Consider the following 22,742-nt stretch of genomic DNA (forward strand, 5'->3'; position numbering starts at 1 on the left):
TATCCGCTGGTGCGCTGCCTGCTTTTTAGGCATACTTGGAAGCTGCCGTTGGGGTATACTATGAAAACAGACCGGGAAAGGAGGACATTTTATGACCACCTCTACCATTAAAGGCGTCCTGTGCGATATCGGCGGGGTCCTGTACGAAGGCGACACCCCCTACCCCGGCGCCGTCGAAGCGATTGCACGGCTCAAAGCGGCCTACCCCGTCCGCTTTGTGACCAATACGACGCAGAAGAGGGGTGCGGATGTCGTGGCCAAGCTGCAGCGGATGGGCTTCGGCATCGAGGCCTCGGAGGTGATCACCGCCCTCGATGTCACCAAGGCGTACCTGATGAAGCACAAAAGCCGGGCGACCTTCCTGCTCACCGACAGTGCCGAAGCCTTTTTCGACGACCTCCCCGATGCCCCCTGCCGCTGCGTCGTCGTCGGCGATGCCCAGGAGAACTTCACCTATACGCGCCTCAACGCCGCGTTCCGGACCCTCATGGAGGGCGGCGAACTCCTCGCCGCGGCGAAAAACCGCTACTTCAAGGACCACAGCGGCCGGCTCAGCATGGACGCCGGCGGCTTCGTCGCGGCCCTGGAGTACGCCTCGGGCAAAACGGCGACGGTCATCGGAAAGCCGAGCGAGGCCTTCTACCGCCTGGCCTGCGCTCAGATGGGGCTCGAACCCGAAGCGGCGGTGATGATCGGCGACGATATCGAAAGCGACGTCGGCGGCGCCCAGGCGGCGGGACTGCAGGGCATTCTCGTCAAAACGGGCAAATACACCCCCGCCGACCTCGCACGCGGCATCACGCCCGATGCCGTCTTCCCCTCCCTCGCCGAGGTCACCCTCTGAAAAACCCCGGAACCGGACTTGCATATCCTCCCCCGCACAATAGGAGACCTCTATAGAGGTGCCCTAACGAGGAGTTTCTATTTATGACCATTGACGTCAACGTTAAAGCAACCAATGAGGATTTTCTCGACGATATCGACGAGATCATTGAGGATACGATGGTGCAGATCTTTTTTCTGCAGCCCGAAGATGAAGCCGCGCTTGAAAAAGCCAAGGAAGAGGCCGAAGAGTACACGGCCCTCTTTTACACCGCCCCCCTCTCCCTGGGGGAGCAGAGCGATGCGAAATGCGTGGGCTACCGCGTCAAAAACGCCGACGAACTGCGCGCCGCCCCCAAAGCGGGCAAACCGCTCTTCGTGGACGAAGCCGACCTGGACGATGCGCTGCGCGCGCTTTTGATCGAGCGCGGCGACCAGGGGGTCATCCTCAACGCCACGCAGGCGCACGAGGAGCTTGAACAGTTCTTCATCGCCATCGGCCCGTCCAACGTCAATGCCTTCGACCATGAGGTCCTTGCGGGCCTCTCCATGGACAAGATCATGCTGCAAAGCGGTTTCCCCGAACACGGCTTCGACGAGATCTTCCCGGCAGTCAAAACAATCTCGGACGCGATGTTCCGCCCCGAGCACAGCATCATCGCCCGGGCAACGAAGCACGCCCTCTCCCTTGCGGGCCTGAAAAAATAGTCAGGAGCAGCTTATGACCGATATGACAATGAACTGGCTTGCCGAAAATGATTACGACGCCAAGAACCTCGACCTGCAGGGCAGCTACGGCAATACGGCGCTCATGAAAGCCGCCCGCGAGGGCAACGCTGCGATCGTGCGCGAACTGCTCGACGCCGGCGCGGACATCATGCTTAAAAACGTCGACGGCAACACGGCGCTGTGGCTCTCCTGCTTCGGCGAAAACCCCGAGGTCGTCTCCATGCTCATCGATGCGGGCATCGAACTCGACACGGCGAACGTCAACGGTGTCACCTCCCTGATGTACGCCGCGTCCAGCGGCAAAGAGGCGATGGTGAAGATGCTCGTGGACGCGGGCGCCGACGTCGCCATCAAAAACCCCGACGACTTTACGGCCCTCGACCTCGCCGTCACCCCGAAGATCCTCCGCCTCCTGCGGAAAAAATAGGAGGGAGTCCCTCCCCCTATCTGCTTTCTCACACTGCTCCATACCCCGCTCGACAGCCGCACTTCTCATAGTATAATAGGCGGTAACAAGTGTAAAACCCGTTCAGGAGAAGCTGTGAAGTACAAGCTCGTCATCTTTGATTTCGACGGCACCCTGGCGGACTCGTTTCCCTTTTTCCTGACCGCGCTCAATGCCCTGGCCGAAAAGCACCGTTTCAGGCGCATCGACGCGGAGCAGGTCGAGACCCTCAGACACTATGACGCAAAACAGATCATCCATCAGCTGCATATACCGTTGTGGAAAGTGCCGATGGTCGCCGCTGCGTTCAGGAAAAACATGGCGGCAAGCGTCGCACAGATCCCGATGTTCCCGGAGGTGACGGAGATGCTGCATGCGCTGGCGCAGCGTGAGATCGCGCTTAGCCTTGTCACAAGCAACTCCCGTGAGAATGTCCTCAAAATTCTGGGACGGGCAAATACGGAGCTTCTGATCCATCCGCAATATGGGACACACATGTTCGGAAAAGCGTCGAAGTTGAAACAGATCCTGTGCCAAACGGGCATCGATCCTTCAGAAGCCATCTATATCGGCGACGAGATCAGGGACCTTGAGGCCGCCCGGGCTGTCAAGATGGATTTTGGCGCGGTCTCCTGGGGCTATACGCGCGACGAAGCGCTGATGGAGCACTCCCCGACGATGATGTTTTCCAATGTCGGGGAGATCGTACAGAGGCTGGCGCGCTGACGCGCCGATTTTAGAGTTCGCAGTAGTCGAGCCCGTGCGCTTCGGCAACGGCGAGGTTTGTCAGTTTGCCGTCGTAGGTGTTGAGCGCACTGTGCAGCAGCGGGAATTTCGCGTAGGCCTCCTCGCCGCCGAACTCCGCCAGTTTCAGCAGGTAGGGCAGCGTCGCATTGGTCAGCGCCATCGTCGAGGTGCGCGGGTACGCCCCCGGCATGTTGGCGACGCAGTAGTGTACGACCCCGTCGACGACGTAGGTCGGTTCGGTATGCGTCGTCGCTCTGGACGTTTCGAAACAGCCGCCCTGGTCGATGGAGACGTCGACGAGCACGCTGCCCTCCCGCATGAGGGAGAGCATCTCTTTCGTGATCAGTTTCGGCGCCTTCGCCCCGGGGATCAGCACCGTGCCGATGACGACGTCCGTTGTCGGCAGCAGCGACTCGATGGCGTCCGTCGTGCTGTAGAGGGTGCTGACGTTCGCGGGAAGGACGTCGTTGAGGTAGTGCAGACGGGCCAGGTTGATGTCGAGGATTGTCACCTTCGCCCCCATTCCCGCCGCGACCTGCGCCGCAGAGAGCCCTGCGACGCCGCCGCCGAGAATAAGGACGTTGGCTTTTTCCGTCCCGACGACGCCGCCGGGCAGGATCCCCCGGCCGCCCTGGTAGCGCCCCAGGTAGAAGCCGCCCATGATCGCCGCCATCTTTCCGGCAACCTCACTCATGGGTTCGAGCAGCGGCAATCTCCGGTCGACCTTGAGCGTCTCGTAGGCATAGGCCTTGATCTTCTTCTCCAGCAGAAATTTCGTCTGCGCCTCATCGGCGGCCAGGTGCAGGTAGGTAAAGAGGGTCTGCCCCTCTTTGAACAGGGGGTACTCCTGCGCGATGGGCTCTTTGACCTTGACAATAAGCTCCGCCGCGTCGAAGACGGCTGCGGCGCCTTCAAGCAGTTCGGCACCGGCCGCGCTGTAATCATCGTCGCTGAAGCCGCTGCCCTCGCCCGCGCTGGTCTGCACGTAGACCGTATGGCCGTTTTTGACCAGCTCTTTGACCCCCGAAGGCGTCACCGCTACCCGGTACTCTTCCGTTTTAACTTCTTTTGGCACACCGATTTTCATGGGGTCCCCTTTAATGATTAGTGATATGGGTTGTAACTAAAGGATAAATACTATCAACTACATGCATTAACAGTTCCCAAAAGGGGATTGTTGCCTGTTTACCGTACTTCCGTACCTTTCCCGGCATCAATTTGTTCTGTCGGCAATGTGATATGATATAGCAGATTGATGCGAAAGGGTCCATAATCAAACATATATGTCTGTTTTTTGTGTCGGTTTCCATCTTTTTCTTGTCACTTTGTTTCGCCAATGACTCCGACCTTGTCATCAACGGGTACCTGCTTCCACCCGAACCTGATCCCAAAGTCAACAATGCAACGCTGCTCGGTGTCGATGCGAACAGCAACGGCGTACGGGACGATGTGGAGAGAAAAATATATTTTACATATCATCGCCCAATCGACCAGGCTTACATGATGCAGTTCGCGAAAAACTTCCAGAAGCGTCTTATTAACCCGGAGCAGTCCGCAGTCTCGGAAGAAACGCAGAATGCATATTGGACTCAGTATTCATGTAGGGGCTACCTCCATTTTTTTAAAAATATAAGGGTCCCTAGGGATTCTGTTGATTTTATGGAAAATAACTACATAAATACTCGAGATCGCATGCGAGCATATATGAAATTCAATGCAGCATCAAGTGGTCGCAACTACCCAATTCCAGTCCAAGATGATGAGCTGAAAGCCGAAAACTGCGACTTCAACATCACATTGATGTTGGAAAAAGAAAAGCAAGGAGGAAAATAATGGACTACCAGGCCGTACTGAACGAGATCGCCGAGGAGATCAAACCCTATATCGGAGAAGGAAAAGTCGCCGACTACATCCCCGCCCTGGCCGAGGTCGACCCGCAGCAGTTCGGGATGACGCTGACCCTCTTCGACGGGACACAATACAGCGTCGGGGACGCAGACACCCCCTTCTCCATCCAGAGCATCTCCAAGCTCTTCACCTTTACGCTGGCGCTTGACGCCTACGGCTATGACCTTTACCGCCGCGTCGGCCGCGAACCCTCGGGCAACCCCTTCAACTCCCTGGTGCAGCTCGAATACGAACACGGCATTCCCCGCAACCCCTTCATCAACGCGGGCGCCATCAACGTCACCGACGCGCTGATCTCGCATTACGATTCCGTCGCCCGCACCTCAAAAGAGATTCTGACCTTTATCCGCGAGATCGCCGACGACGGGATGATCGAAAGCGACAAGGAGGTGACGGAGTCGGAGATGCAGCACGGTTTCCGCAACCGTGCGCTGGCGAACCTGATGAAGAGTTTCGGCAACCTCGACAATGACGTCCTGGAGGTCGTGCACACCTATTTCGAGCACTGCGCCATCGCCATGAACAGCCGCACGCTGTCGCGCGCCATGCTCTACCTCGCCAACCACGGCGAAGACCCCATCACGGGCAAGAAGTTCATCACCCCGCAGCAGGCCAAACGGATCAACGCCGTCATGCTCACCTGCGGCCATTACGACGCCTCGGGCGATTTCGCCTTTCATGTCGGTCTGCCCGGCAAAAGCGGGGTCGGCGGGGGCATCGTCGCCGTCATACCGAAAGTGATGGGGATCTGCGTCTGGTCACCGGCGCTAAACGAACAGGGGAACTCCCTGGCGGGAACGAAAGCGTTGGAGCTCTTTACCAGTAAAACAGGATTGTCGATATTTTAGGAGGAGCGTACCGGGAAGACCCGGTACGTATTTTAAACATAGGTCAAGTGGCGGCGAATAATATGGAGGAGAATGCGCCGCCGGGGTGGTGCGAATACCCAAATAATTCCGAAGTCTTAAAAGGGCACCCCTCAGGCCGTTGGAACAAAGGGCTTCAGGGGTACCCTCGCAGAAGCGATCAGTCCCAGAGGATCTCTTCGCAGCAGTCCGCCAGGGCGTCGATGCAGTCAAACTCTTCGTTGAAGTGCATATCTTCACAGTTGCAGTCATCATAGTGATGCAGCAGGTGGTTAAAACTAAAATCTTCCAGCTCGATCATTTCACATTCAAACATTTTGTATCCTTTATGGCAGAACCGTTTGGGCTCCAAATTTACCTACTTGATACAATTAGTGTTCTCGTTTTTCACTCCAAATGTATGCAATTTTCATACTAAAATATAATTATCACGACAATTTTGTCATCATTGTCCGAAAAAACCTGATATTTGTCATTAAGAAGAGTGTTTTTATCTCTTTTAACACGTTCGTATCAAAATTGCAAAGGCCTCGGCGAAACCTATATAGTATTGCAAGGACCGCCATGAACCCGATAAGCACGAAACGCTCCCTGACCCACCTCACCGACCGCAAGGTACCCGTCTTCTTATGGGGGCCTCCGGGCATCGGCAAATCCTCCATCGTCGCGCAGATCGCCAAGGAGAAAAAGGTCTCCTACATCGACCTTCGTCTCTCCCTGCTCGACCCGACCGACCTGCGGGGCATTCCCTTCTTCAACGCCGATTCGGGCGAAGCCGTCTGGGCCCCCGCCTCTTTCCTGCCTGACGGCAGCGAGGAAGAGGGGATCCTCTTCCTCGACGAACTCAACACCGCCGCCCCGATGGTACAGGCCTCTGCCTACCAGCTCATCCTCGACCGCAAGATCGGCGAGTACAAGCTTCCCGACGGCTGGGCGATCGTCGCCGCCGGTAACCGCGAGAGCGACCGGGGTGTCGTCTTCCGCATGGCCGCGCCGCTGGCCAACCGCTTTGTGCACCTGGAGATGGAAGCGAGCGTCGAGGACTGGAAACAGTGGGCCGTCGGTGCCGGGATCGATCCCGCCATCATCGCCTTTATCTCCTACCGCCCCGACGCGCTCTTCACCTTCGGACAGGGCAAGGACGACAGCCGCTCCTTCGCAACACCGCGGACCTGGGAGTACGTCAACGAGATCGTCGCTTCCGAACCCGAACCCGACCTCATCATGCCACTGGTCGCCGGCGCCATCGGCGAAGACCTGGCTGCCGCGTTCCTCGGCTTCAAGGTCGTTGCCGGCGAGCTCCCCGACCTCGACGGCATCTTTGACGGCAGCGTCTCCGCCGTCCCGTCCGAACCGGCGGCCCTGCATATGCTCAGCACCGCCCTGGCCATGCGCGTGGGCGAAGGGACCAGCAGCAAGAAGCTCAACAACCTCATCACCTACACTTTGAAGATGCCGGGCGAATTCGCCGTCATGATCATCCAGGACCTGCGCGAACGCAAGATCGAGCTCGACCACGTCGACAGCTGGACGCTCTGGATGCGCCAGTTCAACAACCTGCTGCGCTAAAGGCCTGTTTTGACCCCGGAACACTTACTGACCAAAGCCAAGTCCCAACTGACAATGAAGCACCCCTACTTCGGGATGCTCGCCTCCCGCCTCAAGCAGGAGCCCAAAGAGGGACTGCGCGGTTATGCCAGCAACGGCAAACGCTTTTTGTACGACCCGGAGTTCATGGGACGCCGCAGCATCGAAGAGGTGATGTTCATCCTCACCAACTGTGTCATGCACCACGTCCTGTCGCACCAGCAGCGCCAGCTGGGACGCAAAGGGGGGCTTTGGCAGCTGGCAACAGACTACGCCATCAACAACCTCCTGCATAAAAACGGCCTGGAGATCCCCCAGGGGGCCAACTACAATGAAGAGTTCGAGGGGATGTACGCCGAGGAGATCTACGACGCCCTCAAAGAGAGCTATTACAGCGACATTGACGACGCCTTCGGCGGCGAGGACGACGTGCCTCCCCCGCCGGGCATGCCGGGCGGTACCGGTGAAGGGGGAGAGGAGGAAGACGACAGCGGCGCTTTCTCCAACCTCGGCAATATCGAGGAGGAGCTCGACGCCCAGAACGAGTCTGAGTGGCAGTACGCCTCCTCTGTCGCCCAGGAGGTCGCCCAGCGCAAAAGCGCGATGCCCTCGGGTATGGACCGGCTGGGCAAAAAGGTCAAGGCCGCCGATGTCGACTGGCGTTTCGAACTCTACAACGCCGTCAACAAGCACATGCGCAACAACTATGCCTTCATGCCGCCGAACAAGAAGCACATCTACCGCGGTATCGCGCTGCCCTCCCTGGCCAGCGATACGCTGAGCCTCTGCGTCGCCGTCGATACCTCCGGCTCCATCAACGAGGCGCTGCTCGGGGCCTTTACGGAGGAGTTCAAAAACATCATGACAATCTTCCCCGCCATCCGGATCGAGCTGATCATCGCCGACGCGAAGGTGCACGGCCACTACAGCTTCCAGGGCGGCGAGAAGCTGGACTTCCCCCTCAAAGGGGGCGGCGGGACGGACTACCGCCCCGTCTTCGACTACATCGAGGCGGAGCTGCCGATGACGACGATGCTGCTCTACTTCACCGACGGCGACGGCTGGTTCCCGCGTATCCCGCCGCCGTACGAGGTACTCTGGGCCCTCTCAAGACCGGCCAAAGTCCCCTTCGGGCGGGGGCTGGTGATCTTCAATTCCTAGCCTTCAGCCCCCCGGGGCTACAATAAACGACAATTTTTTTGTCGCGAGTATGCCCGAAATGTCTATTCAAACCATTATGATCATCGCCTTTACCGCCGCCACCGTGCTGGCCGCGTGGAAGCTCTACGCCTTTTTGCCCAACAAGCCGCTGCCCGACGACGACAGCAACGAAGCCTCCAAGGAGGAGCTGACCACCCTGATGCTCGACGTCATCGAGAAGGAGCATCGCCACGAGGCGCCGCTCAGCGAACAGGAGCTCTTCGAATACATCGTCCGGCACGCAGCCTTCGACAAAGAACACTACTGGCGCTTCAACCAGAACAAGCTCAACCAGCTGCTGCGCCGCTACTACCTGCACTACCCCCACACCGGGACCATCCCCGCCATCTATGACCATCTCCGCGATACAAAAGAGGATGATGCAGAGAAGGAGGCGTAATGCGGTACGAGACGCCCCTCATTCCGGGAACCCTCATCAAACGCTACAAGCGTTTCCTCGCCGACATAAGCCTCGAAGACGGCAGTATCGTTACGGCCCACTGCCCCAACTCCGGCTCCATGAAAGGGTACAAGGAGGAGGGGCTGCGGGTCTGGCTCAGCGAGAGCGACAACCCCAAACGCAAGCTGCGCTACACCTGGGAGCTCGTCGAAGATGCCGACGGGGAGACGGTGATGGTCCATGCGGCCCGGGCCAACGCACTGGCCGAAGAGGCGGTCCGCGAAGGAGTCGTCACGGAACTGCAGGGGTATGACCGCCTGCGCCGGGAAGTGAAATACGGCAGTCAGAACAGCCGGATCGACCTGCTCCTCGAAAAAGGGGATGCGAAGTGTTTCGTGGAGGTCAAGAGCGTCACCCTGCGCGAAGGCGACACGTTGATGTTCCCGGACGCCGTAACAACAAGGGGGCAGAAGCATCTTGAAGAGCTGATGGAAGTCAAAGAGAAAGGCGACCGCGCCGTTTTGTTCTTTGCCGTGCTGCGCGAAGGGGGCACGCACTTTGAAGCAGCGGCCCATATCGACCCCGCCTATGCCGCGCTTCTGGCGCAGGCAAGCGATGCAGGCGTCGAAGTGCTGATCTACCGGGCGGCGTTCGCACCCGAGGGGGTTGCCCTTGGCGAACGTATCGGGTAAACCGATGCAACGAACCGCCTCCTTACGTGAAGCGGGGAAAAGATTGATTACAATGCGCGTTAGATTTTCCACTGGAGCTGACACTATGAACCGTTTCTTTATTCTTTTACTCTTCGCGGCAACCTGGCTGGGCGCGGAGTCCATCTTTACCCTGCGCGGCGTCGACAAGGTTTATCCCGTCGTCGACATTTCGGGCGAAAAGGTGCCTAAAAGCAGCAAAGCCTACCTCCGCGAAGCCCTCGACACCATGACCGGGGAGCTCGGCATCGACACGGCAGGCTACAGCGGGCGCTCCCTCGCCCTGCTCGTCGCGGAACAGTATGTCGGCAAGAGCGTGCTGATCAGCGTCCGGCTTGTGATCGGCGAGCAGGTGCAGCGCAGCGGTTCGGAGGACAAAGTCTTCGCCCTGACCTACCAGAACGCCCTCACCTTTCCCTATGACAGCGACACGGTCGAGGAGAACCTCGAGGACAGCGTCGACGAGCTACTGGCCAAGTTCGCCGACCAGTACGCCCAGGAGCGCGGTACGCTCAAACGCGTCAAAGAGAAGGGGAGCCTCGCGGCGTCGCTGGACTATGAAACAAACTTCGACAATGCGCTCAAGCGTGCCAACAAAGAGCACAAAAACGTCATGCTCGTTCTTGTCGCGAACTACTGCCCCTGGTGCCGGAAGTTCGAAGAGCTCGTCCTGCGCAAAGAGGATGTCAACACCCTCGTCCACAGTAAATACGTCCCTGTGATCCTTAACAAGGAGAAAGATGCCTTCCCGCCGGAGTTCAACATCTCCTTTACCCCCGTCGTGCACTTTATCGACCCCGCGACGCAGAAGGGGTACCACACCGTCGCCGGCTATAACAGCCGCGAAGAGTTCATCCATTGGCTGGAATCGGACAAACATCCCTAGGCGGGGGTGTTGACCCATGGCGCCCCATACAGTACAATGCCCCAAACCATTGCTATGACGAAGGAATAATATGAAAATACGCCCGCTTCTTTTGGCCTCGGCTGCCGCTGCCGCTTTGACCTTCTCCGGCTGCGGGGAGGACAGCTCCACTGAGCCGCGATTGAATTTCATCACGATGATCAACGCGACTGACGCTGACATCGTAGGTCACCTCTTCAACAAGAGCTTCTACACCATTGCGCCGAAAACACAGAAAGATGATGATTTCGAAGCCGTATCCGAAGCCCCCGACGTCTGGTATACGACGGCGATTGACACGTCCACGAAAATCGGAGTGGAGACTATCCACAGTGGAGATCTGATCAACGCCTATATTCCGGCAAACTGCAACAATGGCAGTGTAGACAAGAATCATATTATCCACCAGCCGGCTCCGGGAACCCTCAGCGTCGTCAATATCACAAATTACAGCCTGGACGTCACGGCCGACGGCAATACAGAGACCTTCAATGCCTGTGCTGTCAAAGAGTTCCCGGGGGTTGGGTTTACGGGGGAGAAAGACATCAATGTCAGCTACGGTGCCGAGACGATTCTCATTCCGCTTCCGAATCCCGGGGAAGCCTACGATGTGATCGTCTTCCCCGATTTTACGATCGGCCTTTTCAAAATCAAAGCGTTCAAGGGCTAATCCGCCACGGCGGATGACAAATTTGTCATCCGCATTTCACCCTATCTGCTATACAATGCCATTTATCTTTCGGCGGCCCCGGTGCCGTCATGCAAAGGCCCACAGTTGTCTCTCTTTTCCAATCTTCGCGGTAATCTCTTCGGCGGCCTGACCGCAGCCGTCATCGCGCTGCCGCTCGCACTCGCTTTCGGCGTCGCCAGCGGTCTCGGCGCGGCGGCGGGCCTCTACGGCGCCATCATCCTCGGCTTCTTCGCCGCGCTGTTCGGCGGCACCCGCACCCAGATCTCCGGCCCGACGGGGCCAATGACCGTCGTCGTGGCCGCCGCGGTCGCCTCCCTGGGCGGCGACGTCGGGCTGGTCGCGACCGTCGTACTGCTGGCGGGTATCTTCCAGGTCGTTTTCGGCTTCACGCGATTGGGACGATTCGTCCGCTTCATCCCCTACCCGGTCATCTCCGGCTTTATGAGCGGGATCGGCATCATCATCATCCTGCTGCAGCTCAACCCCCTGCTGGGGCTCCCCTCCGACGCCGCCGTCCTGCACCTGCTGGTCACCCTGCCCTCGCTGCTGCCCCAGACAAACCCCTGGGCCCTCCTACTGGCACTCGCTGCCCTCGCCATCGTCTTTTTCACCCCGGCGCGCCTCGCCAAGGTCGTCCCCTCGCCGCTGATCGCCCTTGTCGTGCTCACCCCGATCTCTGCGCTGCTGCAGCTGCCGGTGGAGACGATCGGCACGATTCCCGCCGAACTTCCGGAGCTTGTCTTGCCGGACTTTACGCTCGAGCATTACACTGTGATCGTTTCGCTGGCCTTTACACTGGCCGTGCTGGGCACCATCGATTCGCTGCTGACCTCGATTGTCGCCGACTCCGTCACCCGGACCAAACACAACCCCGACCGCGAGCTCTTCGGCCAGGGGATCGGCAATGCGCTATGCGCCCTCGTCGGGGCCGTCCCCGGCGCGGGGGCGACGATGCGGACCGTCATCAACGTCAAAAGCGGCGGCACCGACCGCCTCTCGGGCATGATCCATGCCGTGGTGCTGCTGCTCATCGTCCTCTTCCTCGCGCCGCTGGCGTCCAAGATCCCGCTCGCCGTCCTGGCCGGCATCCTGATCAAGGTCGGCGTCGACATCCTGGACTACCGTTTCCTGAAAGTCTGGAAAGCCAGCCCCCGAAGCGACCTGATGACGATGCTGACCGTCTTCTTCGTCACCGTCTTCGTCGACCTCATCACTGCCGTCGGACTCGGCATCGTCCTGGCATCGCTGCTGATCGTCTACCGCATCACCAAGCAGACGCAGATCGTACTGGAATACGCCGGTACGGGCAGCCAGCCCGACCTCGACGGGGAGAACGCGCGCATCATCCGCATCAACGGCGCTTTCTTCTTTGGTTCCAGTACCTTCTTCGAACACCAGGCAAACAACCTGCTTGATACGAAAACGGTCATCATCGACATTCTGAACGTTCCTTTCATGGATATCACGGCGATCTTTACCCTCAAAGACCTGATCGAAAAGCTGAAAAAAGACGGGGTCAAGGTGATCATCGCGGCCCCGGAAGCCTTCACGGAGAAGCTGATGCGTTTCAACCACGAAAAACGGTTTGAGAACGTCACCTTCGCCCCCTCCCTCCAAAGCGCCGTCGCGCTGATTTAAACGCCGGGCCCTGAGGCCCTGTACCCCTCCCATTTTTTAACCTCAGACGCTAAGCGTATAAAAAGGTTGCTTACGCAATAGTTGCATAGGTAATTAAAGGAGCCCTATGGAATATCTGCTGGATACTTCGATCGGTTTTCGTCTCAACCGCACGGCCAATATTATTCACGCCGGTTTTACGAAATGCATCGAACCCTTCGGGATCGCGCCTGAGCAGTTTGCAACGCTGAAGATCATCAGCGAAGACGGCGAGATCACGCAGTCCGAGATCGCCGAGATCCTTGCCAAGGGCAAACCGACCGTCAGCCGGGCCCTTGACGCCCTTGAAAAAAAGGGGTTGATCGTCCGCGAACGCAAAAGCGAAGACCGTCGGATCAAACCGATCCACCTCACCGCGAAGGGGCAGGAGATCCTTGACCTGGTCATTCCCAAAGCCCTGACCTTCAACAATGCCATCAAAGACCGGCTTACCCCGGAAGAGATAGAGACTTTTTTTCGTGTCCTCGATACCATCGTCGACACTTCCGAAAACCATATCAAGCAATTAGGAGCATCATAATGAAACGCCCCCCCTACGCCCCGCTCGTTTTCGCAGCCTCACTGCTGTTCGGAAGCAGCCTCGTCGCCGAAACGGCAGCCCCCGCCGCCCCGGCCCCGCACGCCGACGCCTACGTCGTCAAAGCCGTTGCGAAACGCGACGTCGTCCTGAACTATCCCGCCCGCCTCAAGAGCATCCGCAGCGCGACCGTCGTCTCCCGCGTCACGGGCGTGCTGCTCACGAAGCGTTTCAAAGAGGGCGACTACGTCAAACAAGGCGCCCGCCTCTACAAGATCGAGCCCGACCTCTACCAGGCGGCGGTTAACGAACAGAAGGCCTCTGTCATCCTGCAGGAGTCGCTTTATACGAAAGCCGAGCGCGACTGGAAACGCGCACAGGCCCTCTACAAGGACAACGCCATCAGCGTCCAGGAACACGATGCGGCGCTCTCGGCCTATGAAACGGCCCGCGCGCAGGTCAACGCGGCCAAGGCACAGCTGCAGACCAGAGAGCTGGAACTTGGCTATACCGACGTTGTCGCCCCCATCAGCGGGATCGCCGGCATCAAGCAGACTGACGTGGGCAACGTCGTCAACGCCGGGACGCCGCTGGTGACCATCACCCAGACGGACCCGATTTACGCCCTCTTCTCCATCCCTGCGGGCGATCTGCAAAAAGCGCGCGTGGAGAACAAAGAGGGGCGCTGGAGCTGGGGGGATGAAGGGCGTCTAAAAGCCTCCCTCGACGTCGACGGCATCAAGGTCAGCGGCGACATTGACTTTATCGCGCCGACGGCGGATGCGCAGACGGGAAGCATCAGTATGCGCGCACGGTTCAAGAACAGCGACAACCTCCTGCTGCCGGGCACCTTCGGACGCGTGACGCTCGAAGGGATTAGTCGTGACAATGTCATCATGATCCCGCAAAAAGCGGTCCTGCAAAACCCGATGGGCACCATCGTCTTCATCGAGCAGGAGGGGCAGGCGGCCGTCCGTCCCGTCGTCCTGGGGGACCCCGTCGGCAACAGTTTCGTCGTGCGCAAAGGACTCGCCGAAGGTGACAAAGTCATCGTGAACAACTTCTTCCGTGTCAAACCCGGCGCCCCGGTCATTATCGACAAAACCGTCGATGCGGAAGGGAAATAAAGGTAACCGTTTATGTTTTCAAAATTTTTCATCGACCGGCCCATCTTTGCCTCGGTCCTCTCCATCATCGTCATTCTGGCGGGGGTCGTAGCGATCAAAGGGCTGCCGGTCCAGGAGTACCCCAGCATTGTGCCGCCGCAGATCAACGTCCAGGCGGTCTACCCGGGTGCGGATGCCGAGACCCTCGCCAACACCGTCGCCGCACCGCTCGAAGATGCTATCAACGGTGCGAAGAATATGATCTACATGACCTCGACCGCATCCCCGAGCGGGATCCTGACCATGAGCATCACCTTCGCCACCGGCACGGACCCCTCCGCCGCCAACGTCGACGTCAACAACCGCGTCCAGGTGGCCCTGAACAAGCTGCCCGAAGAGGTACGCCGGCAGGGGGTCAGTGTGCGCGAACGCTCCCCGGACATGCTGCGCGTCATCGCCTTCACCTCCGAGAACCGCGTCCACGACGCGCTGTGGCTGAACAACTACGCCCTGATCAACGTCATTGACGACATCAAGCGTATTCCCGGCGTCGGGGACGCCTTTTTGTTCGGTTCGAAAGAGTACGCCCTGCGCATCTGGCTCAAACCCGACAGCCTCGCGGCCTATGACCTGACAGTGAACGACGTGCTCAGCGTCATCCGCAGCCAGAACGTCCAGCTCGCCGCGGGCCAGATCGGCGGCGAGCCCGCCGTGGAGAAGATGGCCTACACCTATACGGTCACGACCCCGGGGCGTCTGAAGACCGCCGAAGAGTTCGGTAACATTCTCGTGCGTACCAACGCCGACGGCTCTTCCCTGCGCCTCAAAGACGTCGCCCGGGTCGAACTGGGCGCGGAACGCTACATGCTCAAGGGCACCCGCAACAAGGAGCCGATGGCCGTGGCCGGGGTCTTCCTGGCCCCAGGCGCCAATGCGCTCGAGGTCGATGCGGCCCTGACCAAGGTGCTTGAAACGGTCTCGCAGAAGTTCCCCGAGGATGTCCGCTACCATACGCTCTATGACACGACGACCTTCGTCAAAACCTCCATCGAAGAAGTGTTGATGACCCTGGCCGAGGCGATCGTGATGGTCGTACTGATCATCTACTTCTTCCTCGGAAACGTCCGGGCGACGATCATTCCCGTTCTGGCGATCCCCGTCTCCATCGTGGGGACCTTCGCCGGGCTCTACATTGCAGGGTTCTCCATCAACCTGCTCACCCTCTTCGCCCTGATCCTCGCGATCGGGCTCGTCGTCGACGACGCCATCATCGTCATCGAGAACGTCGAACGCCTGCTGCACGAGCGCAAGGACCTGAGCGTCCGCGATGCGACGATCGAGGCGATGCGGGAGATCACGGGGCCGGTCATCGCGATCGTTTTCGTCCTCTCGGCCGTCTTCATCCCCGCCTCGCTCATGGGCGGCTTCAGCGGGGTGATGTACCAGCAGTTCGCCATGACTATCGTCATCTCCGTCGTCATCTCCGGTATCGTCGCACTCAGCCTGACGCCGGCGCTCTGTAACGTCTTCCTCCGCCGCGAAGAGCCGACGCCGATCCTGCCGATCCGGATGTTCAACGCCTTTTTCGCGCGCCTCACCTCCGGTTTCAACCGCGGGGTACGTCTGACGCTCAAACTGGCCGTCATGAACCTGCTGATCTTCGGCGTCCTCATCGGCGCCGGTGCGTGGATGTCGCAGAAACTGCCGACGGGGCTTGTGCCGGGCGAGGACAAAGGGGTCCTGATGGTCCTCACCTACCTCATGCCGGGAGCCTCGCTTGAACGCACCGTCGAAGTCCAGGGGCAGGTCGCCGATACCCTTCTGGCCGATCCCCTTGTCGAATCGCTTGGGGCCATGAGCGGGATCGACCTCGCGACCTTCGCCTTCAAATCCGATGCGGGCATCGCCTTTGCACACCTCTCGGACTGGTCCGAACGGACCGAACCGGGACAGAGCGCCGACGCGATGGCCGGCAAGTTCATGATGCAGATGATGCAGAACAAAGAGGCGATGATCATCCCGGTCAACCCGCCGCCGATCCGCGGCATGAGCGCCACGGGCGGTTTTGAGCTCTATGTCCAGGACCGCACCGGCGGCGACCTCCTCGCCTTTGACGGTGTGATGAAGCAGCTGGTCGCAAAGGCCAACGAACGGCCGGAACTCACGCGGGTCCGCACGACCTTCAACGCCGGCGTGCCGCAGTACCGCATCACCGTCAACGAGGACAAGGCCAAAGCCCTGGGCGTTCAGATCTCCGATATCTACACGACGCTGGGCTCGACCTTCGGGACCGGATACGCCAACGATTTCAACCTCTACGGCCGAACCTACCACGTCAACGTACAGCTCGAGCCCTCCTACCGCGAGAGCGTCGAGGACTACCGCGACGTTTTCGTCCGTTCAAGCAGCGGCGCGCTGATCCCGATCAGCTCCCTCGTCGACGCCAAACGTATCGTCGGGCCGAGCGTCGTCCAGCGCTTCAACATGTTCACGGCGGCACAGCTCTCCGGACAGCCCGCCCCGGGTTACAGTTCGGGCGACGCAATGCGCGCCATCCAGGAAGTGACAGCGGAGGTCCTGCCGGAGGGCTACACTATCGCCTGGGCCGGTACCTCCTACCAGGAACAGCAGGTGGCGGGCAAAGGCAACAACGCCTTTATCTTCGCCATCGTCTTCATCTTCCTGATCCTGGCGGCGCTCTATGAGAGCTGGATGATCCCGTTCACGATCCTCATGACCGTCCCGTTCGCCCTGCTCGGTGCGACACTGGCGGTCTATTTCCGCGGGCTCGAGAACGACATCTATTTCCAGGTCGGGCTCGTCACCCTGGTCGGCCTCACCGCGAAAAACGCGATCCTGATCGTTGAGTTCGCCCAGCAGAAACTGCGCGAGGGGCTCGACCTTTACCAGGCGACGGTTGAAGGGGCGCGTATCCGTTTCCGCCCTATCGTCATGACCTCGCTCGCCTTTATCGGCGGGACGCTGCCGCTCGCGCTGAGCAGCGGTGCCGGGGCGAACAGCCGCCATATCATCGGGACGACCGTCGTCGGCGGTATGGTGATGCTAACCGTGGTCGCGATCTTCTTCATCCCGCTCTTTTACTACCTGATCATGCGCCTGCGGGCCAAATTCTACACCGACAAAGGAGGCGAAGATGCACGCAAATAAGCTCCTCTCCCTCGCGGCGGCCCTCTGGCTGCTCGGCGGATGTTCCATGGCGCCGAAGTTGACCGTCACGCCGCCCGAACTGCCGGCACAAAGCACGGCGTCGGCCGATGCCAATGCCAGCACGATCGGTGCGACATGGTGGGAAGCCTTCAACGATGAGACGCTCAATCTCCTCGTTACAGAAGCGCTGCGCAACAACGACGACCTGAAAATCGCCGCGAGCCGCGTCGCCCAGGCAGCGGCATCGCTGGGCTACAGCCGCGCCGAACGCTACCCCACCCTCGACGGCGGGGCGTCGGCGTACCGCCAGAAGACCAGCGGAGAGACGCTTTCGCCCTTCTCCGGGTTTATCTACAACAGTTTCGACCTCTCCGTCACGGCGGCCTACGAGTTGGACTTCTGGGGTAAATACAAAAACCTCGAAGCGGCGGCGCGCGGCGAGCTGATCGCGACCGATGCCGACCGGGAGACCGTCCGCATCGGCCTCATTGCCGGTGTCTCGGAACTCTATTTCAACCTCGTCTCCCTGCGGCGGCAGATCACGGTCACCGAGGAGACGGTCCAGGCCTACAAGGAGAGTTATGAGTACCGCGCACGCCAGTTCCAGCACGGCGCCATCGACGAACTGACACTGCAGCAGTCGCACGCCCTCTATGCCACGGCGAAGGTCTCCCTCGCCGGCCTGCGCGAGGAGCACGCCCTCGCCGAAAACGCGATGGGCATCCTGCTGGGGCGTTCCCCCAAAGGCCTGCTCGAAGCGGCATACGACACGGCGAGCGCCCTGCCCGAACCGCAGCCCGTCCCGGCCGACCTCACCTCGGGCCTGCTCGAGCGGCGCCCCGACATCCTCGCCGCAGAATCGCGCCTGCGCACGGCCAATGCGACGATCGGCGTGGCCAAGGCTGCCTACTTCCCGACGATTTCGCTGACCGGCACCGCCGGCTACAGCAGCAGCGAGCTTGACAACCTGCTCAACGCTTCGGCCCAGATGTGGGGACTCGGCGCCGCGCTGTACGTTCCCCTGTTCGATTTCGGCCGGATCGAGAACAGCGTCAACGAGGCGGAGGCGAAAAAAGACGAAGCGGTCATGCTCTATGCGCAGACGGTGAAAGTGGCGTTCAAAGAGGTGTATGACGCGCTGGCGAAGATCCGCGCGGCCGATGAGAAACTCGCCGCGCAGGATGAGGCGAACCGGGCGTATGAGAAGGTGCTCTCCCTGTCGCAGCGCCGCTTCGACAGCGGCTACGGGACCTACCTGGAGGTGATCGACGCCAAGCGGGCCCTGCTGGCCTCGCGGCTGAACCTGGTGCAGCTCGGTGCCGCAAGGATCACGAACCAGATCTCCCTCTACAAAGCCCTGGGAGGCGGATGGAAGCGCGAGCGCCCCTAGCGGGCGCCGAGCTCCCGGAACTCCGTATCAGAAGTTCCCGTTGAGAAAATCCGAATCGTTAAGGACTCTCGCTTTTTCAAAGCCGTCCTCGGTTCCTTTCGGATTGGTGGAGAAACCGGCGAGCGAGCCGCAGTGCGGGCATTTGCCTTCATTGAGAAGTGCCAGCTGGTCCAGGGTGATTTTCCCGTTGCACTCCTGGCAGTAGAAGAACGTTTCCTCTTCCATCAGAAGCTGCCTTCACCGACAGAAATGACGTAGTTGTCGTCGACAGAGATTACGTTGAATTCATGCTTGCCGCAGAAAGATTCGTTAAGCTGCTGCGCCCAGGCGCGGGCAACCATCAGGGCATTTTCTTTGTCATCAAAGGTCTTGATCTGCGGCATATTATTGCGCTTCGCGCATCCGCACATTTTCTCTACTACAACATGGTATTCCATCTGTAATCCTTTTTTTGAGTTCCCGTTGTTCTGCATACCCCGTTCCAGAAGCCCCCTTTTCACTCGACTCTATTCTTGAATGCAACATTTAGCATAGGATTAATATAAATACGTAATATAATTTACGATAATATTCCGCCCCCAAATACCAATTTTCAAGGAATACTTTTGATTCGAAAAAGTCTCATGATTATGCTCTTCTTGTTGTGGCAGAGCGCTCACGCGTCGACGACAACGGACCTGCAGGGTCTCGTCACCCAGGGCGAAACCCTCAACGGCGAACTCGCCGCCTTCAGCTTTGCCCAGGAGGGCTCCTGCAGCGAGCTCGGGACACTCAATACGTCTATGAAGGAGTATATCGCCTCTATCCAGATGGTATACACCCACATCCCCTCCCCCTATTCGGTCAGTATTGACGACCTCGATTCCCTCGACAGCCTCGCGGCGCTGGCGCTGCAGATGGCCCAGAACAGTTTCCGCATCTCCACGGGGCTGCAGACCAGCGGTAGCTGCTATGAACGCTCCAATTTCGAACTGCTGACGGCGGCGATGCTCCGCCTCTCGGACGATATCGGGACCATGGCCGACCGCATCCTCGAAATGGCGGACCGTATCCTTGTCATGGCCGACAATATCGGCATCATGGCGGACCGTATCCTCATCACCCAGCAGCTGCAAAACGCCAATGTCCGCCTCACGCAGGAGTCCGTGCTGCAGACGCAGAACAACATGATCGCGCTCAGCGATGCCCTCATGCCGGAGATCTATGACGCCACGCTGGCCGATCTGATCACCAAAAGCCAGGCACTTGCCGACGCCATGGCGGCAACGACCCTCTCGGAAACGACGATGGACGTCCAGCTGCAACAGCTCGAAGTCAACGCTTCGCGGCTGATGATCTCCACAAAAAACCTCTACGAGTGGGCCGCCAAAAACAACCAGCTCGCGGTCATAGAACCCAGCGACGGCACCCTGACGATGTTCGGCGACCTTTCCCAGATCCACCAGGGTATGGGCGACAGCCTCCAAACCTTCGCAGCCGCCATCGAATCCCTCTCCGATCAGACCGATTCTGCGGTGCTGAAAGCGGCGATCGCCAACATGCTGAAGCTCAGCTACGACGTCGGCACCATGTCCAACCGCATTATGGAGATGTCGGACAAAATCATCGTTATGGCCGACAACATCGGCATCATGACCGACCGCATCCGCCAGACCCAGGAGCTGCAGCAGGGGAGCTTCGAGACGATGTTCCACTCCATGTTCAGTGCGCAGAGCGCCATGATCACCCTGTTCCAGTCCATGAACCCCTAAGGAGGCACCGTGAAAACATTTAAAAACCCTATGAAATCCCTGCTGCTTTTCGGCGCCGTGCTAACCGCTTGGCTCCCGCTCAACGCAGCGCTGCTGACCGACCTGCAGACCGCCGATGCGAACGTCGCCGCCTTCAAGAGCCAGCTCGAAGCGATCAACCTCGGCAGCGACAGCGTCTGCGCCCCGCTGCTTCAGGCGAACACCGCGGCGCGCGATCTCGTCAACGAGATCAGCCGTATCGACGCCAGTCTTGCCGCCCCGCTCCAGGTGGACGCGGACGTGCTGACGGCGCTCGACCAGTACACCGTGACGGTCCTCAGCCTCTCCAGTGAGGCGCTGAATCTCTCCACGGACCTCCAGATGCTCTCCTCGTCCATGAACGCCGCCACCCTGGGCGACGGCATCACGGCGATGCTCCAGCTCTCCGACGATATCGGGACGATGGCGGACCGCATCGGCGAGATGGCGGACAAGATCCTGATCATGTCGGACAACATCGGACTGATGGCCGACCGTATTCTCGAGACCCAGCAGCTGCAAAACGACAACGTCGCCCTCACCCAGTCGACCCTGCTGCAGACGCAGAAAAATATGCTCGCGCTGGTCTCGGTGATGCAATCGAACAGTTTCAACAGTCAACTGGAGGGGCTGAAATCGAGCGGCGACTTCCTGGCGCAGCGCATGGATGCCGTCAGCCTCACGCCGTGGACGATGTCCATGGAACTCGAAGCCGTCTCCTGGGACGTTCGTCAGTACCTGGGCGAAGTCGAATCCGTCTATAGCGATATCACGGCGAATTCGGTCCATAACCGTTTCTACGTCTCCGCGGACACCCTGGTCGACCTGGGCAATCTCGCGGTGATGCTCCGCTCCCTCTCCACCGCGGTGGACGGCTATGTCGTCGCGATCGGCGGCATGGAGTCCATGACCTCAGACCCCACGCTCTACACCTCGCTCAAAAGCATGCTGCAGCTCTCCGCCGATATCGGGGTCATGGCCAACCGCATCCTCGAAGAGGCCGATCTCATCCTGGCCATGGCTGACAACATCGGACTGCAGGCGGACCAGATCCTTTCCACCCAGCAGTCGATGAACATGAACATCGCCGCCGTGCAGGCTTCCATTCTCGCCGCGCAGCAGATGGCGATCACGCTCTTCGCACAACGGGGCCTCTAAAGCACGTCCCTTTGGGCCGTTATCCCTGGCTAGTGCTGGTCAGGACAACGCCGAGGGCCAGGAACCCCAGCAGGATGCCTAGCAGCAGCAGGACATTGATGATGGCGGCGACGACAACGACCCAGCTATGGTAGCCTCCGAGCTGCTTCATCGTTTCGATGCGCACCTCTGTATCCGTCGAAGCAGCCTCCGCCCTGCGCTGCAGCTCACGATAGTTTTTGTAGACAAAATAGGGCGCGGTCCCCCCGGAGATGATCATGAAGATCAGTGTGCCGATAATGCCGAGCGACAGGAACGAGAAAAGCAGTGCGGCGCCGAAATACCCTATTGCCGCAAGATAGGCTTTACGGTAGAGCAGAAACCAGAAGGTCACGAAGAAGGCCCACCAGGACCAGCTCCAGGCGAAGCCGTCGACGCCGTTCCGGTTGAACTTTGCGAAGGTACGCTTGTACCAGGCGAACTTCTCCGGCTTCTGCACAAAGGCGTCGAGCATCGCGTCATCATAGTGGATGCCGCGGGCATGCTCCTCTTCAGATGCCGTCGGCACTTCTTCGACGGCTTCCGCTTCCGTATTCGCTTGATTTTCCATCACATAAACTCCTCGGATTGTCCTTGATCCTCTCGGGCTGCCACCCTGTAAAGGGCTCTTATGTTATCAGAAAATGCATTTAATATCGTGAATGTTTGGCGCAGATCATCTGCCGCTAGTAGAGTTCGCACGCTTCGACGAAACCGCCCTCTTCGACGGAGATGACAAAGTTGTCGCCCGTCTCCTTGACGTCGAAACCGTGTTTGCCGCAGAAGCTGTTGTTGAGGGTGTCCGCCCATTCGTACGCATGCTCCTCCGCCTCTTCGCGGCTGTAGAAGCTGCGGATCTGCTCGAGATCCTTTTTTTTCGCACAGCCGCAGAGCTTTTCGATGACGACGTGGTACTGCGCAGGCATACGG

At 59.2% G+C, this 22,742-nt stretch carries 25 protein-coding genes; 19 read left to right on the forward strand and 6 right to left on the reverse strand.

What is annotated here, in order from left to right; genetic code table 11:
• Positions 1–91: 91 nt before the first annotated feature.
• From WCX72_RS07795 to WCX72_RS07810, 4 genes are all read left to right on the forward strand, one after another.
• On the forward strand, positions 92–844 hold the full coding sequence (locus WCX72_RS07795) for a TIGR01458 family HAD-type hydrolase (RefSeq protein WP_345969263.1): 753 nt from the start codon (positions 92–94) through the stop codon (positions 842–844).
• A gap of 83 nt (positions 845–927) precedes the next feature.
• Positions 928–1,530 (forward strand): hypothetical protein, encoded by a 603-nt coding sequence (locus WCX72_RS07800; RefSeq protein WP_345969264.1) that lies wholly within the window; start codon positions 928–930, stop codon positions 1,528–1,530.
• 13 nt (positions 1,531–1,543) lie between these two features.
• Entirely contained in the window at positions 1,544–1,978 is a 435-nt protein-coding gene (locus WCX72_RS07805; RefSeq protein ID WP_345969265.1) for an ankyrin repeat domain-containing protein, read from the forward strand.
• A gap of 114 nt (positions 1,979–2,092) precedes the next feature.
• Entirely contained in the window at positions 2,093–2,722 is a 630-nt protein-coding gene (locus WCX72_RS07810; RefSeq protein WP_345969266.1) for an HAD hydrolase-like protein, read from the forward strand.
• Between the two features lie 10 nt (positions 2,723–2,732).
• Here the strand turns inward: WCX72_RS07810 and ald are convergent, their stop codons facing one another.
• Positions 2,733–3,830 carry an alanine dehydrogenase gene (gene ald, locus WCX72_RS07815; protein WP_345969267.1) on the reverse strand — a complete coding sequence of 366 codons (1,098 nt, stop codon included), beginning with the start codon at positions 3,828–3,830 and terminating at the stop codon, positions 2,733–2,735.
• Positions 3,831–4,039: 209 nt separating this feature from the next.
• Between ald and WCX72_RS07820 the strand changes: the two genes are divergently transcribed.
• Positions 4,040–4,576 carry a hypothetical protein gene (locus tag WCX72_RS07820; protein ID WP_345969268.1) on the forward strand — a complete coding sequence of 179 codons (537 nt, stop codon included), beginning with the start codon at positions 4,040–4,042 and terminating at the stop codon, positions 4,574–4,576.
• A complete protein-coding gene (locus tag WCX72_RS07825; RefSeq protein ID WP_345969269.1) occupies positions 4,576–5,499 on the forward strand; it encodes a glutaminase in 924 nt (307 codons plus the stop codon). Before WCX72_RS07820 ends, WCX72_RS07825 begins: the two co-directional genes overlap by 1 nt.
• Before the next feature lie 178 nt (positions 5,500–5,677).
• Here WCX72_RS07825 and WCX72_RS07830 read toward each other — a convergent pair whose 3' ends face one another.
• Positions 5,678–5,833 (reverse strand): hypothetical protein, encoded by a 156-nt coding sequence (locus tag WCX72_RS07830; RefSeq protein ID WP_231018384.1) that lies wholly within the window; start codon positions 5,831–5,833, stop codon positions 5,678–5,680.
• Positions 5,834–6,081: 248 nt separating this feature from the next.
• On the opposite strand from WCX72_RS07830, the gene WCX72_RS07835 reads away from it, so the two are divergent.
• The 11 genes from WCX72_RS07835 (at position 6,082) to WCX72_RS07885 (ending at position 18,867) form a co-directional block, all read left to right on the forward strand.
• Entirely contained in the window at positions 6,082–7,086 is a 1,005-nt protein-coding gene (locus WCX72_RS07835) for a MoxR family ATPase (RefSeq protein WP_345969270.1), read from the forward strand.
• Positions 7,087–7,095: 9 nt separating this feature from the next.
• The gene (locus tag WCX72_RS07840) at positions 7,096–8,265 is read left to right on the forward strand and encodes a VWA-like domain-containing protein (RefSeq protein WP_345969271.1); all 1,170 of its coding nucleotides are present in this window, start codon (positions 7,096–7,098) and stop codon (positions 8,263–8,265) included.
• 58 nt (positions 8,266–8,323) lie between these two features.
• Positions 8,324–8,704: a hypothetical protein gene (locus tag WCX72_RS07845; protein WP_345969272.1), complete on the forward strand. Its 381-nt coding sequence runs from the start codon at positions 8,324–8,326 to the stop codon at positions 8,702–8,704.
• Entirely contained in the window at positions 8,704–9,396 is a 693-nt protein-coding gene (gene sfsA, locus WCX72_RS07850; RefSeq protein WP_345969273.1) for a DNA/RNA nuclease SfsA, read from the forward strand. Before WCX72_RS07845 ends, sfsA begins: the two co-directional genes overlap by 1 nt.
• 85 nt (positions 9,397–9,481) lie before the next feature.
• Positions 9,482–10,300: a thioredoxin family protein gene (locus WCX72_RS07855; RefSeq protein ID WP_345969274.1), complete on the forward strand. Its 819-nt coding sequence runs from the start codon at positions 9,482–9,484 to the stop codon at positions 10,298–10,300.
• Between the two features lie 70 nt (positions 10,301–10,370).
• The gene (locus WCX72_RS07860; RefSeq protein ID WP_345969275.1) at positions 10,371–10,988 is read left to right on the forward strand and encodes a hypothetical protein; all 618 of its coding nucleotides are present in this window, start codon (positions 10,371–10,373) and stop codon (positions 10,986–10,988) included.
• A 105-nt stretch (positions 10,989–11,093) separates the two neighbouring features.
• Positions 11,094–12,647: a SulP family inorganic anion transporter gene (locus WCX72_RS07865; protein WP_345969276.1), complete on the forward strand. Its 1,554-nt coding sequence runs from the start codon at positions 11,094–11,096 to the stop codon at positions 12,645–12,647.
• A gap of 106 nt (positions 12,648–12,753) precedes the next feature.
• Positions 12,754–13,206, forward strand: a complete 453-nt coding sequence (locus WCX72_RS07870) for a MarR family transcriptional regulator (RefSeq protein ID WP_345969277.1) — start codon at positions 12,754–12,756, stop codon at positions 13,204–13,206.
• Positions 13,206–14,330 carry an efflux RND transporter periplasmic adaptor subunit gene (locus WCX72_RS07875; RefSeq protein ID WP_345969278.1) on the forward strand — a complete coding sequence of 375 codons (1,125 nt, stop codon included), beginning with the start codon at positions 13,206–13,208 and terminating at the stop codon, positions 14,328–14,330. The genes WCX72_RS07870 and WCX72_RS07875 overlap by 1 nt, the downstream gene beginning before the upstream one ends.
• Positions 14,331–14,342: 12 nt before the next feature.
• On the forward strand, positions 14,343–17,477 hold the full coding sequence (locus WCX72_RS07880; protein WP_345969279.1) for a multidrug efflux RND transporter permease subunit: 3,135 nt from the start codon (positions 14,343–14,345) through the stop codon (positions 17,475–17,477).
• Complete coding sequence (locus WCX72_RS07885) at positions 17,464–18,867, forward strand: efflux transporter outer membrane subunit (RefSeq protein WP_345969280.1); 1,404 nt, start codon at positions 17,464–17,466, stop codon at positions 18,865–18,867. Before WCX72_RS07880 ends, WCX72_RS07885 begins: the two co-directional genes overlap by 14 nt.
• 27 nt (positions 18,868–18,894) lie before the next feature.
• On the opposite strand, the gene WCX72_RS07890 is transcribed toward WCX72_RS07885, so the two are convergent.
• Positions 18,895–19,092 carry a hypothetical protein gene (locus WCX72_RS07890; RefSeq protein ID WP_231018395.1) on the reverse strand — a complete coding sequence of 66 codons (198 nt, stop codon included), beginning with the start codon at positions 19,090–19,092 and terminating at the stop codon, positions 18,895–18,897.
• Positions 19,092–19,304 carry a hypothetical protein gene (locus tag WCX72_RS07895; protein ID WP_231018396.1) on the reverse strand — a complete coding sequence of 71 codons (213 nt, stop codon included), beginning with the start codon at positions 19,302–19,304 and terminating at the stop codon, positions 19,092–19,094. Before WCX72_RS07895 ends, WCX72_RS07890 begins: the two co-directional genes overlap by 1 nt.
• 168 nt (positions 19,305–19,472) lie before the next feature.
• Between WCX72_RS07895 and WCX72_RS07900 the strand changes: the two genes are divergently transcribed.
• Together WCX72_RS07900 and WCX72_RS07905 are read left to right on the forward strand one after the other, a co-directional pair.
• Positions 19,473–20,618: a hypothetical protein gene (locus WCX72_RS07900; RefSeq protein ID WP_345969281.1), complete on the forward strand. Its 1,146-nt coding sequence runs from the start codon at positions 19,473–19,475 to the stop codon at positions 20,616–20,618.
• Between the two features lie 9 nt (positions 20,619–20,627).
• Positions 20,628–21,794 carry a hypothetical protein gene (locus WCX72_RS07905; RefSeq protein ID WP_345969282.1) on the forward strand — a complete coding sequence of 389 codons (1,167 nt, stop codon included), beginning with the start codon at positions 20,628–20,630 and terminating at the stop codon, positions 21,792–21,794.
• A gap of 19 nt (positions 21,795–21,813) precedes the next feature.
• Here WCX72_RS07905 and WCX72_RS07910 read toward each other — a convergent pair whose 3' ends face one another.
• Together WCX72_RS07910 and WCX72_RS07915 are read right to left on the reverse strand one after the other, a co-directional pair.
• Positions 21,814–22,383: a DUF2628 domain-containing protein gene (locus WCX72_RS07910; protein ID WP_345971536.1), complete on the reverse strand. Its 570-nt coding sequence runs from the start codon at positions 22,381–22,383 to the stop codon at positions 21,814–21,816.
• 115 nt (positions 22,384–22,498) lie between these two features.
• Positions 22,499–22,738: a hypothetical protein gene (locus tag WCX72_RS07915; RefSeq protein ID WP_345969283.1), complete on the reverse strand. Its 240-nt coding sequence runs from the start codon at positions 22,736–22,738 to the stop codon at positions 22,499–22,501.
• Between the last annotated feature and the right edge of the window lie 4 nt (positions 22,739–22,742).

The sequence above is a fragment of the Thiomicrolovo immobilis genome (assembly GCF_039645955.1).
Lineage (GTDB): Bacteria > Campylobacterota > Campylobacteria > Campylobacterales > Sulfurimonadaceae > Thiomicrolovo > Thiomicrolovo diazotrophicus.

What these genes read in the sequence shown, in the direction of transcription:
- WCX72_RS07870 (WP_345969277.1), top strand. Translation starts at nt 12,754, where the DNA reads ATGGAATATCTGCTGGATACTTCGATCGGTTTTCGTCTCAACCGCACG.
- WCX72_RS07880 (WP_345969279.1), top strand. Translation starts at nt 14,343, where the DNA reads ATGTTTTCAAAATTTTTCATCGACCGGCCCATCTTTGCCTCGGTCCTC.
- WCX72_RS07835 (WP_345969270.1), top strand. Translation starts at nt 6,082, where the DNA reads ATGAACCCGATAAGCACGAAACGCTCCCTGACCCACCTCACCGACCGC.
- WCX72_RS07910 (WP_345971536.1), bottom strand. Translation starts at nt 22,383, where the DNA reads ATGGAAAATCAAGCGAATACGGAAGCGGAAGCCGTCGAAGAAGTGCCG.
- WCX72_RS07825 (WP_345969269.1), top strand. Translation starts at nt 4,576, where the DNA reads ATGGACTACCAGGCCGTACTGAACGAGATCGCCGAGGAGATCAAACCC.
- WCX72_RS07860 (WP_345969275.1), top strand. Translation starts at nt 10,371, where the DNA reads ATGAAAATACGCCCGCTTCTTTTGGCCTCGGCTGCCGCTGCCGCTTTG.
- ald (WP_345969267.1), bottom strand. Translation starts at nt 3,830, where the DNA reads ATGAAAATCGGTGTGCCAAAAGAAGTTAAAACGGAAGAGTACCGGGTA.
- WCX72_RS07805 (WP_345969265.1), top strand. Translation starts at nt 1,544, where the DNA reads ATGACCGATATGACAATGAACTGGCTTGCCGAAAATGATTACGACGCC.
- WCX72_RS07800 (WP_345969264.1), top strand. Translation starts at nt 928, where the DNA reads ATGACCATTGACGTCAACGTTAAAGCAACCAATGAGGATTTTCTCGAC.
- WCX72_RS07830 (WP_231018384.1), bottom strand. Translation starts at nt 5,833, where the DNA reads ATGTTTGAATGTGAAATGATCGAGCTGGAAGATTTTAGTTTTAACCAC.
- WCX72_RS07885 (WP_345969280.1), top strand. Translation starts at nt 17,464, where the DNA reads ATGCACGCAAATAAGCTCCTCTCCCTCGCGGCGGCCCTCTGGCTGCTC.
- WCX72_RS07890 (WP_231018395.1), bottom strand. Translation starts at nt 19,092, where the DNA reads ATGGAAGAGGAAACGTTCTTCTACTGCCAGGAGTGCAACGGGAAAATC.
- sfsA (WP_345969273.1), top strand. Translation starts at nt 8,704, where the DNA reads ATGCGGTACGAGACGCCCCTCATTCCGGGAACCCTCATCAAACGCTAC.
- WCX72_RS07795 (WP_345969263.1), top strand. Translation starts at nt 92, where the DNA reads ATGACCACCTCTACCATTAAAGGCGTCCTGTGCGATATCGGCGGGGTC.
- WCX72_RS07915 (WP_345969283.1), bottom strand. Translation starts at nt 22,738, where the DNA reads ATGCCTGCGCAGTACCACGTCGTCATCGAAAAGCTCTGCGGCTGTGCG.
- WCX72_RS07855 (WP_345969274.1), top strand. Translation starts at nt 9,482, where the DNA reads ATGAACCGTTTCTTTATTCTTTTACTCTTCGCGGCAACCTGGCTGGGC.
- WCX72_RS07895 (WP_231018396.1), bottom strand. Translation starts at nt 19,304, where the DNA reads ATGGAATACCATGTTGTAGTAGAGAAAATGTGCGGATGCGCGAAGCGC.
- WCX72_RS07845 (WP_345969272.1), top strand. Translation starts at nt 8,324, where the DNA reads ATGTCTATTCAAACCATTATGATCATCGCCTTTACCGCCGCCACCGTG.
- WCX72_RS07875 (WP_345969278.1), top strand. Translation starts at nt 13,206, where the DNA reads ATGAAACGCCCCCCCTACGCCCCGCTCGTTTTCGCAGCCTCACTGCTG.